At 61.1% G+C, this 15803-nt stretch carries 16 protein-coding genes and 1 pseudogene; 7 read left to right on the top strand and 10 right to left on the bottom strand.

What is annotated here, in order from left to right; translation table 11 throughout:
* Positions 1 to 50: 50 nt before the first annotated feature.
* Together tatC and IE231_RS04115 are read right to left on the bottom strand one after the other, a co-directional pair.
* Complete coding sequence (tatC, locus tag IE231_RS04120; protein ID WP_189692692.1) at positions 51 to 1097, bottom strand: twin-arginine translocase subunit TatC; 1047 nt, start codon at positions 1095 to 1097, stop codon at positions 51 to 53.
* Positions 1075 to 1278, bottom strand: coding sequence for a Sec-independent protein translocase subunit TatA/TatB (locus IE231_RS04115; RefSeq protein WP_189692691.1), 204 nt, complete (start codon positions 1276 to 1278; stop codon positions 1075 to 1077). The genes tatC and IE231_RS04115 overlap by 23 nt, the downstream gene beginning before the upstream one ends.
* A gap of 884 nt (positions 1279 to 2162) precedes the next feature.
* Here IE231_RS04115 and IE231_RS04110 point away from each other — a divergent pair.
* Both IE231_RS04110 and IE231_RS04105 read left to right on the top strand, forming a co-directional pair.
* Entirely contained in the window at positions 2163 to 2639 is a 477-nt protein-coding gene (locus tag IE231_RS04110; RefSeq protein ID WP_189692690.1) for a hypothetical protein, read from the top strand.
* On the top strand, positions 2639 to 3868 hold the full coding sequence (locus IE231_RS04105; RefSeq protein WP_189692689.1) for an SGNH/GDSL hydrolase family protein: 1230 nt from the start codon (positions 2639 to 2641) through the stop codon (positions 3866 to 3868). Before IE231_RS04110 ends, IE231_RS04105 begins: the two co-directional genes overlap by 1 nt.
* A gap of 83 nt (positions 3869 to 3951) precedes the next feature.
* Here the strand turns inward: IE231_RS04105 and IE231_RS04100 are convergent, their stop codons facing one another.
* Positions 3952 to 4518: a hypothetical protein gene (locus tag IE231_RS04100; RefSeq protein ID WP_189692688.1), complete on the bottom strand. Its 567-nt coding sequence runs from the start codon at positions 4516 to 4518 to the stop codon at positions 3952 to 3954.
* Positions 4519 to 4758: 240 nt separating this feature from the next.
* Between IE231_RS04100 and IE231_RS18525 the strand changes: the two genes are divergently transcribed.
* Positions 4759 to 5310: a prepilin-type N-terminal cleavage/methylation domain-containing protein gene (locus tag IE231_RS18525; protein ID WP_189692969.1), complete on the top strand. Its 552-nt coding sequence runs from the start codon at positions 4759 to 4761 to the stop codon at positions 5308 to 5310.
* Between the two features lie 658 nt (positions 5311 to 5968).
* On the opposite strand, the gene IE231_RS04090 is transcribed toward IE231_RS18525, so the two are convergent.
* Positions 5969 to 6304 (bottom strand): hypothetical protein, encoded by a 336-nt coding sequence (locus IE231_RS04090; RefSeq protein ID WP_189692687.1) that lies wholly within the window; start codon positions 6302 to 6304, stop codon positions 5969 to 5971.
* A 106-nt stretch (positions 6305 to 6410) separates the two neighbouring features.
* On the opposite strand from IE231_RS04090, the gene IE231_RS04085 reads away from it, so the two are divergent.
* Entirely contained in the window at positions 6411 to 7328 is a 918-nt protein-coding gene (locus tag IE231_RS04085; RefSeq protein ID WP_189692686.1) for a hypothetical protein, read from the top strand.
* An 8-nt stretch (positions 7329 to 7336) separates the two neighbouring features.
* Here IE231_RS04085 and IE231_RS04080 read toward each other — a convergent pair whose 3' ends face one another.
* The 5 genes from IE231_RS04080 to IE231_RS18405 all read right to left on the bottom strand — a co-directional run bounded on the left by IE231_RS04080 (position 7337) and on the right by IE231_RS18405 (position 12568).
* Complete coding sequence (locus tag IE231_RS04080) at positions 7337 to 8410, bottom strand: hypothetical protein (RefSeq protein ID WP_189692685.1); 1074 nt, start codon at positions 8408 to 8410, stop codon at positions 7337 to 7339.
* 439 nt (positions 8411 to 8849) lie between these two features.
* Positions 8850 to 9929 carry a YaaC family protein gene (locus IE231_RS04075; protein WP_189692684.1) on the bottom strand — a complete coding sequence of 360 codons (1080 nt, stop codon included), beginning with the start codon at positions 9927 to 9929 and terminating at the stop codon, positions 8850 to 8852.
* A 61-nt stretch (positions 9930 to 9990) separates the two neighbouring features.
* On the bottom strand, positions 9991 to 11571 hold the full coding sequence (locus IE231_RS04070; RefSeq protein ID WP_189692683.1) for a recombinase family protein: 1581 nt from the start codon (positions 11569 to 11571) through the stop codon (positions 9991 to 9993).
* Positions 11568 to 11744, bottom strand: a complete 177-nt coding sequence (locus IE231_RS18410) for a transposase (RefSeq protein ID WP_255429882.1) — start codon at positions 11742 to 11744, stop codon at positions 11568 to 11570. The genes IE231_RS04070 and IE231_RS18410 overlap by 4 nt, the downstream gene beginning before the upstream one ends.
* Complete coding sequence (locus IE231_RS18405) at positions 11741 to 12568, bottom strand: transposase (protein WP_255429881.1); 828 nt, start codon at positions 12566 to 12568, stop codon at positions 11741 to 11743. The genes IE231_RS18410 and IE231_RS18405 overlap by 4 nt, the downstream gene beginning before the upstream one ends.
* A 547-nt stretch (positions 12569 to 13115) precedes the next feature.
* Between IE231_RS18405 and IE231_RS04060 the strand changes: the two genes are divergently transcribed.
* Positions 13116 to 13787, top strand: coding sequence for a CDP-alcohol phosphatidyltransferase family protein (locus tag IE231_RS04060; RefSeq protein ID WP_189692682.1), 672 nt, complete (start codon positions 13116 to 13118; stop codon positions 13785 to 13787).
* 974 nt (positions 13788 to 14761) lie between these two features.
* Here IE231_RS04060 and IE231_RS18520 read toward each other — a convergent pair.
* Positions 14762 to 14887 carry a helix-turn-helix domain-containing protein gene (locus tag IE231_RS18520; RefSeq protein WP_189692681.1) on the bottom strand — a complete coding sequence of 42 codons (126 nt, stop codon included), beginning with the start codon at positions 14885 to 14887 and terminating at the stop codon, positions 14762 to 14764.
* 450 nt (positions 14888 to 15337) lie between these two features.
* On the opposite strand from IE231_RS18520, the gene IE231_RS04050 reads away from it, so the two are divergent.
* Both IE231_RS04050 and IE231_RS04045 read left to right on the top strand, forming a co-directional pair.
* A complete protein-coding gene (locus IE231_RS04050) occupies positions 15338 to 15481 on the top strand; it encodes a hypothetical protein (protein WP_189692680.1) in 144 nt (47 codons plus the stop codon).
* A gap of 72 nt (positions 15482 to 15553) precedes the next feature.
* Positions 15554 to 15803, top strand: a pseudogene (locus IE231_RS04045) (hypothetical protein); the annotation flags it as partial.

The raw sequence follows: 15803 nt of genomic DNA, 5'->3' as shown, positions 1-15803 counted from the left end.
ATTTAGTGGCATCCTCATTTAAGCAAATCTTGCCGGTTATGGCAATACGTCTAATTGACGAAATCTGAGATTAGCCCACCACGTGGGGGAGTACTCCTCCCAGCTTCGGGCGCGCGGCTGGCCTGCCGATGCGGCTCACGCGGGGATAGTCGAATCGCCGGCCGCGCATCGGCGCGTATGGGCCGACGCGAGTCCTGAAGTACTGGTGGGCGACGAGTCTGGTCGCGCTTCACAGTTGTTTGTGCGCTTTGCGTCGGGACTGCCAAGTCTGGTGGGAGAGGGACGATTGAGCGCGCTCTAGTGGCGCGAGGATCCTCTGCTGGGAAAGGCTGATGGGCTTTTCGTTGCTTCCTGCGCGATGAGCTGCTGTCGATAACGACGACCAGGATGGAGAGGTTGTAGAGCACGACGATTGGCAGCGCGATGAGGGCCTGGGTCGTGAGATCGAAAGCAAATGGTACTAAGACGCCCACGCCAACGCTGCCGGCAATGACGTACTTCTCGAACCCAAAGAGGCGCCGTGGCGAGAGTGGCTTGATCCGGTTGATGCCCCACAAGATGAGGGGGAGCTGGAAGATGAGCGCAAAACTGGCCAGGAGCTTCGCCACGAGGTCGAAGTAGCTGCTTGCCGTGATGAGGGCAGATAGTCCCGCCGTCTGGAAGCCCGTGAAGAACCGAAGGACGAGTGGAATAACAACGAATAGGGCGAACGCTGCACCCGTGCAGGCCAGCACGAACGAGACGAGCGATAGAAGGGCGCAGCGAGTCCTTTTGATCACCAGAGGGAAAGCGGGGCCGAGGAACATGAGGATGTGGTACACGAGCAAAGGGATGGCGGCAATCAGGCCGGCAACCAAGCAAATGCTCATCGTGATGTTAAAACCGCCTTGGGGTGACGTGAAGTAAAGCGGCGCATGGAGCGGCGCCTGGAGAAGGGCAAAGACACTGCCGTAGATGAAGAAACACCCGACCGACGCCAGGACGAGCGCCACGAATGGCCATGCCAGGCGACGTCGGATCTCGCGTAGATGGTCGGAGAGCTCCCAGTCTTCCGGTTGTTGTGTGTGACGGGCTCTATGCGCGTTTTGACGAGTCATCGGCAGCCACCTTGGTGCCATCGGTCGAAGGCGCGTCGTCTGGGCTGTCGCGGAATCCGCGCTTGAGTTCTTTGACTGATTCTCCGACGCTGCGCGCCAATTTTGGTAAGTTCTTTGCTCCGAACAACAGCAAGATGATCGCTGCGAGAATGAGCAATCCTTCAATCTTCCCTAATCCCATATATCTACCCTTTTCTCATTTATCTCGTTGATATATTATGAATATACTTCATCAATTCAATAAAGACAAGAAGTGGGGGGTGTATGAGGCCATTTATCGAACACTGGCTTTCGGCGCGGTACATTCGGCCGGGTATGGTTGTTGTGACCATGCTCGCCGGTACGCTTGGTATATTAGGAGCTGAATCGGCCTCGGCAGTCTATGGTGGAGGGGCGTACGGAACGCAGGCCTACCAGACTGTCCCAGCATCGCCTTCAGATTCTGGAAAAGCGTTGCCCGGTCCGGCTCCAGGGCCAGGGGATTCACCGGGCAGCCCAGCGGCACCGAGTTCGCAAGCCGGTACTCCGACGGCCGGGGAGGGCATTAAAGGCAGCTCCTCGGAACCCGTTCAGGAGAAGACTGCTAAGCGGGAGGCGGCCATTACTGCACCCAAATCTGGAGCGTTCACACAGTGGAACCCTGTTCTGTTCACCATTGCATCGACAGCGATTCTTGCAGGTTGTCTGATCCTGGTCTTCGCGCTGAGGCGCCACAGGCGAACCAGAAGGGGATTGTAGGTCGTGTTGCAGCGGATTATGGACTGTGATCACATATTTCTTGTTTTGTTACCGCTTATACTTTATAATCTGCGGCAGAAATTCAGTAATCGATATGAATAGGAAAGGCGGGTGATGACACGGTTACCAACTGTAGGCGGCGACGAAGGAAATTGGGGAAACATCCTCAATGACTATTTGTCCCAATCGCACGCTAGCGACGGCACGCTGAGGACTCAGGTTGTCGGTGCCCCACAATTGCAGCAGAATTCGGTAACGACTGCTGCATTAGCGCCTGGTGCTGTCAGCGCGTCAGCCATTCAGGACGGCAGCATCACGACGTCCAAGTTGCAAGACGGAGCCGTCACGGGCACCAAACTAGCCGCACTCGGCCAGCCAGGCGGGATTGCAACGCTCGACACGACCGGCAAGCTGTCTTCAGCTCAGGTGCCTGCGACCGCCGATGCGACGGCAACCACAAAGGGCGCGGTCCAGCTCGCTGGCGACCTCGGGGGCACCTCCGATTCACCTACGGTGCCCGGGCTCACGGTTAAGCAGGATAAGGCCTCCCTGGACGCGGACGTGGCCGCGAAGATCAGCGACGGGGCGTCCGCGTCGCGGACTGCACTGAACGCCGCTTATGCCCCCGCCAACCCGGCCCTCACCGTCAACTACAACCCGGACGGAACCGTCGCCTCGACCGTGGAGGACGGCGTGACCACGAGCTACACGTACAACGCCGACGGGACCGTTGCCACTGCAACCCGGGCCGGAGTCACCCGGACGTTCACCTACTCCAACGGCAATGTGACAGGAGCCGCCTGATGGACATCGTCACTCTCGGCATGGCCCGTGCCGAAGCCATGAAACGGCACGCCCATCACCCACCCCAGACCATGGTCGTCATCGGCGACTCCCTGACCGAGCAGGGCGGCATGATCGCCGCCGCCCCCCAGCTCAAGCCGGTTTCCGCTTGGACGTGGGCGAACGTCCTCCTCGGCCAGCGATTCGAGATCCTGAAGAACTCTGGCATCGGCGGGCAGACCACAACCCAGATCCGTTCCCGCCTCCAGACGGACGCCCTCGACCTCAAACCAGGGTGGGTTCACCTGCTCTGCGGCACGAACAACATGGGCACCGCTGGCGGCGTGGCGACCGCCAAGGCTGACATCACGGCCATGCTCGACAGCCTAAACGCGGCCGGCGTCATGACGATCCTCGGCACAATCCCACCCCGGATCACGCCCAGCTACACCGGCACCATGAAGGCTGACACGATGGAGCTGAACCGGTGGATCGTGCAGACCGCACGCACCCGCCCGAACGTCATCCTCGCGGACTACTTCACCGCCCTCGCCGAGGCAGGTGGGAACTACGCCGACCCCCTGTACGGTGGGAACAGCACAAGCGACGGCGTGCATCTATCCGCCCGTGGTGGATACGCGTGCGGCCGCGCTCTCGCAGACGCGATCCTCGCCCACGGCACGAGCGCCCCGGCGCAGCGCTTCCACCCGTCGGTCTCGGCCAACGGAATCAACCTGCTGCCCTACCCACACCTCAACGGCACCAGCGCGACGGCCGCGCCCCAGGGGACCACGGTCTCAGGCTCGGCAGCCGCGTCCGCGACATGGAACACGGCACCGGCCAAGGACCAGCCGATGCCATGGAAGGTGCTCACCGTTGCCAACGGCGCCGGGAACATGAGCCTGCAACAGAACGCCAACGTCGGCGCCAACGGCCTCGCCGTCGGCGACACCGTGCGGGCATACCTCGAGTTCGACATGAGCGGGCTCGACCAGGCCGCCGCGGCCGGAGCGCAGGCCTTCTACCTCTCGGTGAGGCAGTGGAACGGCTCGAGCTACACGAACACCGACAGCGCAATGTCCGACTACAACTCGCCCAATGCCGACCGGGCCGGCGTCATCCGAACACATGACGTGACGATCGTCGCGGGCACCACGGTTGTTGTCTGGGAGCTGTTCATCTGGGGCGGCGGCACATACAAGATCCGCCGCGCCGGCCTCTACAGGACGGCGGCACTCAACGCGGCATAAGCCGGTCCGCGACGCGCCGCCCCACAACGTGAGAGCCCCCCACACCCTGAGAAGGGCGTGGGGGGCCTTTCGTCGTGCCCGGGCTACTGCTTGATCGCCTTCACCGGGTCGTTCATCCCGGAGTCGGCCACGTCCACGCGCACGAACTCGGGCACGGGGCCGACAGCGGCGAGCCATGCTGTGCGCCGCTCCCCCGGCTCCGTCCACGAGTCCGCCTCGTTCGCCCAGCGGATCATCTTGTTGTAGTCGGCCGCGGGCAGCTTCGATTTGTCCATGCCCTCCAGGAGCTTGTCGGGGCTCGTGTACACGGTCCGCTTCCCCGCCGCGTCCGTGAGCGCCACCGTGTACACGCGGGTCCCCTTCGCCCCGTTGCGGTTGTCGATGTCGACCTTGACCCACGACCCGGCCGGGATGCCGAGCGCGATGGCGGCAGGGTCAGGCTCGGACGGCACTGTCACGACGACATGCGCCGCGCCGAGTGTCACCTGGTACTCGCCCGGACCGGACGATTCCGGCACTGCCTCGATGGACGACGGCGCGGCGGATGGTGCGGCAGGTACGGTTGTCCGCGTCTCGTTCGCAGCCGGGCTGGCAGAGCATCCGGCAAGCGCGAGCGTGGCGATGGCTGCGAGGGTGATGGTTCGATTCATTGTGTGGTCCCCTTTGTTGTTGATGGTGCGTTTCAGCCGAGCGTATCGGGAAGGTCATCGCCCGAGTTGGCGGCAACCCGCGCGTAGACGCGCAGGGGGGTCTGTGGATCCTCGTGGCCGAGGTGCGACACGTTGCTTAAGAAGCTGGGTGCGCTGTTCGCGCTAATTCTCCAACGTCTATAGTATTTCGAAATGCTATTGCTTTAATTTGCGCCAATGCCCTATAGTGGTATCTGAAACATGGCTGGGCATCATAAAACTTACACCTTTTTGAAAAAGCAGCGCGGCTTCACGATCGTAGAACTACTGATTGTGATCGTGGTGATTGCTATTCTGGCGGCGATAGTGATCGTGGCGTATAACGGTATTCAGCAACGGGCAAGGGATAGCAGCCGACTTCAGGCTGTGGATGCAATTACGAAGTCTCTTGAGCTGTACTATCTTGACAACGGAAAGTATCCAACGAGCAGCGGCTCGACTCAGATAAATGCTGGCTGGAGCACCTCTGCTGACAGTAGCTGGGCGAACTTGGCAGCTCAGCTCAAGCCGTATATGTCAACGCTACCCATAGATCCCGCCAATAATAGCGTGTCGTTTCTTGCGGGCGGAACTAATTACTCATACTATTCCGGTCCGAATAGTGGCACCAACTGGTGCGGCACCACGAACAACCAAATGTATATCCTTACATATAGGCTGGAAGGGTCAAGTCAAAAGGATACCCTTCAAGGAGACTGCACAACTAACCCCCTATACTACGGGGGTGTCAGCAATTATCGCGTGAGGAAATAGCCACCTATTCACGAAGCGGTTCGACACCGTGTCGGCAGGTGTGATGGGTGCTGCCGACGGGGGAATAATGGCTTCAGGGCGCGGATCAACAGGGTCGTGCACGAGCAAGGTGTCACTCCCGGCTCCGGCTCGTACCCGTGGGTAATTCCGGCCGACGCCCGCTCGCGAGGGACTCTCCAGCACGATTACGCGACGGTCCCGGCGTCCCATCTCGCGGGTCCGCGACTGCTCGCCGTGTACCCGGTTCTCGGTTGGTGGGAAGATGGTCGCGAAGGCTGGGACAAAGCCTTGCCGTACTCGGTAGTCGTTAGCGTGGACCTCGGAGAAGTCGACCTCGACGTCTATTCGCTCGTGTCCGCCACTCTCGTCCCGGCTGCAGTTCGGATCCGGCGTTGATCGTGACTTCTCCGCCGGGGGGCGAGGTAGACGTCGCGGATCTCGTTCACGTCGCAACCACGGAATGGATCAGCCGTCGTGGACAGGGCATCCTGGAAGTCGCTCGAGCGCGTACTCGACGCTGAAGCCCTTCTCGACCGCCGTCGTGCCGAGGGCGACAAGGAGGTGCCGCTTGCTGGGTCCTGAGTCGCCGAAAGTTTCCTTCCCTCGGCAGTTAGTCCGGATGCCATGGTGGCCTGGGTAGCGAGGTTGTGTGCGCCGTTCAGTCGAGCGCAGCCGTGAAATAACTCGGTTGGCCACTCGACGCGCACGATGACGCTGTGCTCGAGGCGGTTTTTGCATCACCCTTGTGGGTTGGGCAGTATGCGAGGATGATGCCGCCGTCGGCGACTGATCCTGACCGATGTGTGACGATGGGGAACTTGGCAAGGATGTCGGGCGCATCTTTCTTCAGCGGGCAGACGGCGGTCAGCTCTGTCCCGTGGTGCTCCCGTAGAGCGAGGGCGAGCGGCGCGCCCACCTCGAAGATTGGCTTGGCCTGCACCCAGGGGACGCAAATGTACTGGTGCTTGGCGAGCTCTTTGACGATGTCCTTCATCGCGGGTCCTCCTGCCTAGTGTGTGCATGCATGAGGATAGGTCGTGGGTCCGACAGTTCTGACGGCTCCCAAACGTTGGTGGTCTGAGCTGTGTGAGGAGGCTCTCGTGGATGTTGGGGATGAGCTGATCTATCGCGTTCGTGACTACGCGGCGTCGGAGAGGGTGCGCGTGGTCGCGGTGATCCCCGGAAAGAAGAATCCCCGATACGAGGTGGAGTTCCTCGACGGTGAGACGGTCGGGAGGCGAGAGAACGTGCCCGGCAGTCGCCTTCACGGCCCGTGGGCCGGGGTCCGCGCGTTCGATGAGGTCATGGCCAACTGGGAACGCTTCGAGGCATACCGCCTGACCGATCCTGAGGAGACCGCGGTCGGGAAGGCATTCGCACTCCTCATCCCGGAGCCGGTTGCCGAGTGGGAATGGTCACCCGTGCGGTGGACGACGACGGTGCACGATCAGGGGGCTTTGGAGCGAATCATTGGGCTGCCGATCGCAGATCTGGTTTCCCAGACTGACTCCTTCCTGCACGACGGCGAACTCGTCGTCTCTCCGGCAGGCACGTTGATGATCTCCGAATGCGCCTGCCGTGTCACGCCTGGGCCAGTTCTGGAGTGGGTGACGAGCGACGAGAAGGAGTATCGCGAACGCGCGAAGCACGGCAGGGATTGGACCGACGTCACCGGACATCCAACCATCACGTCCCCGGAATGGGAGTACCAATGGTATCTGGAACGCGGTAGGCCAGTTCATGAGCTCCTTCGCGCTTGGTGCGGGCAACGCGCGGTCTCGGCGCAGGAGCGTCTCGCGGCCGCCGAGGCGGAAGTCCACAGGCTCGATGCCCTTGTGGTGCGGTTGATTGATGAGCTTAAAGAGCACGGCCATGCTCGGGCGGCCGAGATCATCGCTCAAACGCATGAGGACGAGAGGATCACTCCGTACAACGTCCGGCCTATCGTCGATCGGCCTTTGAAACCGTCCGAGATCCCTATTCGGTACGAACGGGCTCCACGTCGTTGGGGGTACTGAGCCTATCGTTAGAATGGTTCGCGATATTTCGTGAAGGGTTTGAGGTCGCTGTCCGTGGGCTCGGGGATCCTTGGCTTCCAAGGCGTACCGGACAGGGGATCGATTGACCGAGCGCGCGCGGCAATCTGGTTGGCCCATTCTCGGGCTTTCGCGGCATCTTCGATGTCGAGCAGCGCTGAATGCTGTCGGAGCGCTTCGGCGTATCGTCGGAGGTCATCAGCTTTCACCCACTGAGATGCCTGGTTTTCCATCGCCTTGAAGATCCCCGTTTCCATGAAGCGGTCCCGGGCCTGTGCGCGGTCCTGGTCTCGTTCGAGTTGGCGCCGATGTTCCTGGGCGGCCCGCCTGGTGCGCTCTTCGTCAAGGTGTGCGTGACGGAGCCGGAACTCCTCAAGGATCTGGGCGAGGTGCTCCTCGAGCCGATCCTCATCGGTGTCCTTCCAATCGCTTGCCCAGAATGTGCCACCGTCGCCTCGGATTGCGATGCCCAGGCGATCGTCGGGGATGGTATCGAAGTCGGGGAATACGTATCCCCGCCGGGCCCGAGCGAGTTCACGGGGCGTTGGCTCGTGAGGCTGTTTCAGTGAGGCCTGGGTGAACCAGAGGCGGAACTCATCCTGACCGATCTTGAACCCTGTTTCATCTTGACGAGGCGAGTTCGGGCCATAGCTGTTGAGAAAAACTGGCTGGCCTGTGTGTGCTTTGACCTTCATCCCGTCATCCCGTGCCGCATGGACAAGCCCGTCAAGGAGGCGGAGAGCGCGTTCTCGGGGAGTGCCGACGACCGGGAATGTGCTGCTGTCCTTGTGCTTGCTGACGACGTCAGTGAGGCTGTCGATGCTCGTGGGTACGGCGATTGGTGCGAGTCTCTTTGTGCGCCAGGCCGGAAGCGGTTCCAGCGAGATCTGTATCTCATCCCGGCCCGCGTCCCGGTGGTAGCTCGTGGTGAGTTGCATTCCTTCCGGTACCCGACCGTGTCGCCGGGCCGAGGCGATCAGCTGCTTGTACTTCGTCTCTTCGGATCTGGGCACCCTGAGCGTGTGACTCGCTGTGTCCTTCAGCTGCGCCATGAGTTCGTCCATGGGGCCATGAGCCTTCCCCGCGGTGGAGTTAGACAACTTGGTTGCGCGGGCCTTCGGCGTGGACCCTTGAAGCTCAGGCTCCGGTACTACGGGAGCACCGGCTAGAGTGCCTGATCGCTCGCTGGTCGGCGCTCTCTGCTCGAAGTAGCTCGCCCCATATTCCGTAAGCGAGGCCGTCCAACTCACACCACGGCCCTTTACGGCGATGAGGCCTCTGTTGTGCAGGCCACGCGCCACAATCCGATGGGACCAGTCGGGGTAGATACCATCAGAACAACCGTCGCGAACCCAGGTGAGAACTTCGACTTGCTGCTCGCTGAGCGACTCGCTCCTCGTAGACGTCAAGAGTCCACCTCCACGGTGTGCCGCCGAGTCATCGCACTGATCACCCTAGACTGGCCGCCTCGGAATCGTCCCATTGCGGTCGATCAAGTGTCTATTAGGTCGTCTCGGTGTCGCGTATGACGGCTTGCAGCGCAAGCTCCGGCACTGCTCTCATGGCTTCGCCGAGGATGTACTCGATTGGAACAGCATCTTCCGATTGAGACACCGATGTGAGGGTAAGCCATTCATTCGGCTGATACCTTGCGAGGCGAGAGAGAACAAACAACAACGCCCACCAGAGCATGAATGGGTGTGCTGGAAGGTCCGTCGAGTCGAGCCGGGGATAGACGTAGTGGACTCCGTGATAGTCCACGCTTCGGGCCTCGAGAGCGCGGCCCTCGGATTGACCGGGTTCCTTCGGCAGCCGCAAGGGGACCTGCAGGTAGCGCTCTTCCTCGTAGAAGCCTTGCTGATATGGGATCGGCTGGCCGTGCGTGTTGGTGGAACTCCAGCCAGATAGCGTCGGATAACTCTGCAGGAATTGTTGCAGGAGTTCGTACTCCTCGGCAATGCTGGCATCGTCAACAACATCCGAGCCTGCCGCTGCGTTGGTGACGGTCGAATGAAGCTCGAGTGGCAATGGATAGAGCCGTACACGCGCCTCATCCTGTCCGCGGAGAAGATGCGTAGACTCTGAATCGAGAATCAGGCGTTGTAGTCGGCCTCGACTTCGAAGGGGAAACCGATCACTGTAGGGAAGCAGGTCCCAGAGGTCGCCGAGCGGGATGGCGTCGTTCATTGGAGAGCAGCCCAAGGCCCGGGCCACGGTGGGGAAGGCCCCCGAATTCAAGGCTTGGACGGTGACCTGGCTCAGACCGTGGGTGGCGGCGTCTTGGAGAGCCTTGTCAGTAAGGCCATGACCGGATAGCCGGTACTCGGAGTTTGTTAGCCGAGTGGACGCAGCTGCGAGGCCGCGCCCGAGCTGGCACAGGCCGTAGAACAGAAGAATCGGCTGGGTGGCTGTGCCCACTATTGTCGCGGCGGTGAATAGCTGCTCCGCCTGCTCTAGCGCGGCGTCGAAAGTTGCACGGCGCGCGCCTTTGGCTGCATTTCCAACTCCTCGTGATCGGAGGGAGCGAAGCTCCTGCCAGATCTCTCTGAGGGGTCGTGCCTGGAGCTCGGCGTAGGTCACCACGCTCTTACCCTAGTATCTGGAGTGCGTCGGGGGAGTAGTTGGTGCTCGCCGATGTGGTCGATCAAGAGTCGTCCTCGAGCAATCTCCGCCGAACCCCGCTTGCGGTGTATCCGATCTGCCGTCCGATGCGTTCGTATGAGAGCCCCTGATCGCGGAGACGCCGCACCTCAGCAAATTGTTCGTCGGTGATTGGGGAGTGGCGCATCGGGATGCCGGCTGCCTTGATCCATCCGGCCACCGTTGTGCGCGACACGTTGAGCCTGCGCGCGATCTGTGTCGTCGAGATCCCGGATTGATACAGCTCGATGGCTTCTCGCGCCTGTGTCTTGACCTCACGCGCTGGCCCCGGTGCGGTCTCCCTAGGCTCGGCATGAGCCAGCCTGTCGCGGAGCTTCCTCAGCTTGAGGATCCTCTTCCGCTGCTGCACGTTTTCGACACACGAGTGCAGCAGTCCCACCATAGGTGTCTTATTCGAACCACTGGTCGAATAGACACCGGGTAAGGAAATCAGGTCTGGCGCCCCCGCATTGCGGGGGCGCCTTTCTGTACCCCCGGAGGGAGTGCCGGCGCCCCGGGGCGCCTCTGGGGCCTCCCAGAGGGTCCTGGCCGCGTAGATGTCCGCGAAGGGCGGCGACATCCGAGTTGAGACCGTCGAATGCTCGTCGACGTAAATCCGCTCGAAGAGAGCTTGGTTCATCAGCCTGCGGACACTATCGGCGAGTCGCTCATATATACCGCTCGGGTCGTGGATGAGCTCCAGGGCGGTGCGGAGAACGTTGCCGCCTACGGCCAGCTCCGCCGAGGTTGTCGCGAGGCTGTCACGCGCCTTGGCCTTCTGGAACTGAGTCTCGTACAGTTTGGCGCGAATCTTCTGGTGGGGGAGCAGTCCGTCGGATGCAAGATCAACGAGTCGTTCCTCCCGAGCATACAGTTCTTTGAGCTGGCGACTGACGCGTGCATGGATCTCTCTGATGCTTCCTTGTTCGTCGGCGAGCGCCGTATCAATCCGGGTCCGCAAGTCGTCTAGAAAGGCGCTCGGTAGGTGGAGCCCCTTGTAATGGTCAACGAGTGCGTCTTCAACGCGCTCGACAGGGAGGTAGGGCAGGTCGCATCCTTGCTGCTTCCTGCTGAGGCAGACGAAGTACTGGTACGTCCCTCCGTTGCCGGTTGCCTCGGTATAGACCAGACGACTGATGCGCCCGTTCTCGTGGCAGCGTTGGCAGTACAGCTGGCCTTTGAGGTAATGATGATGAACTCGGTCACGCTGGCCCTTCTTGCTACGCATGTCCGCAACCTCTTGAACGTGTTCGAAGAACTCGTGTCCTACGATTGGCTCGTGTCTCCCGGGGTAGACGTCGCCCTTGTAGACGACGTAGCCGGCGTAGTACGGATCACGGAGGATTTGCTGGAACTTGCTGGCTGTGACCGGTCGCTCTGCTGTCCTAGCGGTTGCCTTAGAGGTCAATCCCATCCCGGCCATCGCATCTTCGAGACGGTCAAGGGTGTAGTCACCCGTTGCGTATAGCTCCCAGGCCTTGAGGATTAAGGGAGCGCGGGTCGCATCGAGTCCGACCGTGTTCACGAGGCGACCATCGAGGCTCTTCGCGTTTCCGCGGGAATTGTCCTGCTGGGTGAGTGTCACGCTGCTGTCTGAGCGGCGCTCCTGAGCAGGATACGTGATCGGTAGTTGTCCGGGTTGCGGAATCCGCGGCCGGTGCGCTTGATGTTCTTGATCGCGGTGTTGTTCGCCTCGACCTTGGCCGTGGTCGCCCCGGTGGTGATGAGGACCTCGATCTCGTTCCACCAGCGCGTCACGGTCCGCAGGAGCCCTTCGTCTCCACGGTGGGGGCCGCCTCGACGAGGCCCTCGAGGATCCTGAGGTGGTCCCCGGCCTCCTCGAGCGAGCCGAAGGCGAGCAGGGTGCGCAGCTGCTCCTTGGCCTCCCAGACGGCCTGCAGCTGCCCGGTGGGGTCGTCGGTGGCGAACACGTCCCGCAGCCGCTTGTGGCCTCGGGTGGAGAAGGTCTCGGCTCCGCGCAGGAGCAGGCGCCGGTTCGCCCACCCCGGATCGACCGCGCGGCCGCGGCGGCCCCGGACCTCCTGGCTCAGCCGCTGTCTGGCCTCGGTCACGGCATTGTTGGCGAGCTGGACGAGGTGGAACGCGTCGACGGAGACCGCGGTGCGGGGCAGCCACATCCGCAGGGCCTTGCGGAACGCCGCGGGCGGGTCGATCGCCACCACCTCGACCCCGAGCCGCCGCGCCAGCGGCCGGGCGAACAGCCACTCGCCCACGCCGGCGCTGTCGCGTCCGTCGACGATGCCCAGTACCCGGCCGGTGTCCAGGTCCACGATCGTGGTCATCCACGGCTCCACCCGCTGCCAGGGCGAGTTCCCGTCGGCACGGAAGAAACGCACGGAGCGGTAGCGGTGCTCGCCGATCCCGAGCCTCTTGGGCGCGAGGGTGTCCACATCGGGCAGGGTCGCCGCGGCGGCGTCCAGGGCCTTCTGCACCAGCCACCACAACACCCCGTGCCCGGCCGCGGCCTCCGAGGCAGCACGGCCCGAACGGACGACCGCGTCCACCAGCGACTGGCCGTTTGTGTAGAGTCGCCGCGCCTCTTCGATATGTTCTGGAGTCATGCGGGCGTTGCGTACAGGTGCGTTGTGGCGCCGTAGCAGGGAGACGACACTCGTCTTGTTGAGTCCGAACTCGGTGGCTAGTTGTCTGGACGATTCGCCGGCTCGATAGCGCTCGGTCAGGCGAGCAACGTTCTCGGTGCTCAAACGCTCGCTCAACTTTGTTGTGCTGAGGGAGCGCTGTCGTATGGGACCTATGGACGCAGGCGGTCTGGGAGGCGCTGCCACTATCTTCTTCCACTTGGCCAGAGAGTGGCGGTGGAGGCTGGAATGGTGACGCAGAACCTCCTGCCAGCCGTTGCCCCTGCTGAAGCGTATCGCCGTCTAGTCCCGTTGATGTCTGCAAACTCTGCGTGCCCGCCCGAGGAGGCGCGAGCTAGACGGACGTCCGACGATGGCCGCGACGGTTGGCCTGCTCATGTCCTGGTTGGCGTAGGTTGCGTGGCTGACAAGAGTGCTTGCTGCCTGTGCCAGAGGGGCTGCTAGTCTTCACGGTAAAGCGCTACGGACGATTCCACTTCGAGCCGCTAACGGTCACTGGAGTCCCGTCGTGTTAGGGATCATCGCTCCGAAAGGTTACGGCTTGTCTCAGTTAACGCTACGGATTGTCCCGCTTGGCGGTGGAGGCCGCACGGCCGGCCGGTACCTGGGCTTTTATGCTCGCGTTATAACGTTTGTTTTGGCGTATGGGCTCACTGTAGGTCGGCTGCTGTTGAGTGCATTCATGCTGACTGCGATCAGAGACAGCGAGGCTTTTCTAGCTGTCGTTTTGCTTGCGATCTTTGTCGTTGTGGATATTTACGATGGGGTAGTCGCTCGGCAATTCAATCTTGAGACCGGCTTGCGGAGGGGGCTAGACGGGTTCATAGATAAAGTTTCGATACACGTGATTGCCGGATTTGTATGCATGGGAACTCGAGGTGGCCTCGTGATCTGGTTGATTATCATCGGCCGAGACATATGCCAGGCCGCGGTGGGTGCTTGGGTCCTTTATAGAAAGCGGGTAATTGCAGCCGGAGCCAAGTGGCATCGGGCATTTACGCTTAGTATCGCCGTATGGGGCGGTTTATTGATTGTTACAAGAGATCTTTGGCTACCTATCGCGGCGCTGGTCGTGCTTCTGGGCTTTGCGACGATAGTTGATTATGTGCGTCAATGCGTGGCTTATCTTCGCGGTACGTGGCATAACAATGGGGCCGCTGCGCTCGAAATCGGGTCCTAGTGGGTCGTACTTGTCCAGCGAGGGGAGTCGGCAGGTGAGTAGTGGCGTGACGGATCATCATGCGTCAACAACCGAAGCCCAGATACTGCAAGTTGGTGTCGCAACCTCTGTGTCGCTCGTATATGCCTTGATCTTCGCACCGCTTATCTTCCGCGACTACAAGCCGGGACCCTTGCCGGGCACGCCTTGGTTCATTCTGCTATGTGCAGTAGGGATTGTTCTAATGTTCATCGGAATACTGAACAGAAAGCTGCTAAGGGCGATGGTCGACCCTTTTGTCGACGGGTGGCGTCAAAGCGAGAGCGCCGTTCCTGTTTGGTACGGCTGGGGACGGAGGACGATTCTCTACGTTCTAGTCGTTCTATCGATCGTTCTTCTTGCCTGGAGCACCTTGCCCTCAGGGGGGACCTTGACGAGCCCATTCTCGGGAGCCCTAATCGCAATCGCGCTTCTTTCACCTTTTGTAGCCCAAGGCTACAAGACACCGATCGTTGCCTTTATTATGGTTATGTGCGCTTTTTGGACTTGCTCAGGGGTAGTATTTTCGATTCCCAGAGCCAGCATCGAGATACCCGACCTACTGACGGCTGTATCGATGACAGTTACGAACTTCATTGCGATTGTGCTTGCGGTTCTGGTCAAGAGGCGAGACTTGAAGCGACAGCGGGCGAATGAATTTGTGGGGTAGTGTAGGCCACCCGTTCGGACATAGCTTATTGCTTTTCGATGTAGACGGTTTGCATTAGCGCAATAACAATCAACACCTATCCAATCGCCAGTAGGGGCAGCGCAAACCACCGGTCAGATAGGATCAGCGTTCCAAGTGCAAGTATCGCGGCACCAATGATGAGCGTTGTCAGGCAACGTTTCATGTTGCTCACCCCATTCAGTTGGGGGTGGCCTACATGCCAATAATCTCATTCCGACATGAATATGTAAATCCTTCATTCTTTGGTTCGGACTGAGTGCCGGATCTATCTCCCGTGCGTATCCCGCATATTCACGCCAGCCCTCGTAAGTCGATTCCATATCGTTTTAGGGCTGTAGTTTAGTTTCTTGCCGATCGTGGCAACTGAATGGCCGATAGCATACAGCCGCACAGCCTCATGATGTCGTTGGGCGTCATGCGAGCATTGCGGACCGGCACGTCATGCTGTCGGAGCAGCGTAACCACGCTCGTCTTGTTGATTCCAAACTCGACGGCGAGCTGTCTGGACGACGCGCCGGCTTGGTAGCTTTTTAGGAGCTCTGCGATGACATCGCCGCTTAGTCGCTCGCTCAACTTGATAGTGGCAGGGGAGCGATGTGTGCGGTTCCTCGGGGACCCCGGTTGTCGCGGTGGCGCCGCCATCTTCCTCCACTTCGCCAAAGAGTGGCGGTGAGGGTTGGAGTGGTCGCGCAGAACCTCCACCCACTCAGAAGAGGCCCGGTCGCCCGGGCCTCTTCTGCGTTTGACTGCCGTCGTTCCCGCCGACAGCGTCTGGTGATCTTCGCCGGGGCTTCACTCGCCGTTCGCTCTGCGGGCCGGGCTCCCTTTCTAGACTGGCGCCGTGAAGCTCACCGAGTACATCGACCTCGTCGAGGACCTGACCTCCGCCGTGCTGGACGGGGAGGGAACCGCCGCCGCGAGCCTGGCGCAGACGGTCAAGTCCGCCGGGAGAGAGATCCGCACCCAGGCCCAGAAGACGGACTGAGGTCCCTAGCAGCCACAGCTCGCTCCGGGCAGAGTTGGTACAGACCAATGCCCTCTGCCCAGGAGTGACGCCGTGGAAAAGACCCAGCAGCCCCTCGGATTCCTGCTCAAGACGCTCGATGGCCTGCTCGAAGACCGCTTCAACGAGGCCCTCGAGCAGCATCGGCTCAGCCGCCGGCAGTGGCAGCTCCTCAACGTCCTCGCGGACACCGAGGCAACGGTCAGCCAGCTCGACGAGGCCATCGCCCCGTTCCTTGACGGGTCTTCCACTTTGGGCGTGGTGGCGGTGTTCAGCATGCTGTCTGGGCTGCCGTGTACAAGAG

Origin of the sequence: Sinomonas cellulolyticus (assembly GCF_014656475.1) — a bacterium.
GTDB lineage: Bacteria > Actinomycetota > Actinomycetes > Actinomycetales > Micrococcaceae > Sinomonas > Sinomonas cellulolyticus.
This window is presented reverse-complemented; position numbering and strand designations above follow the sequence as displayed.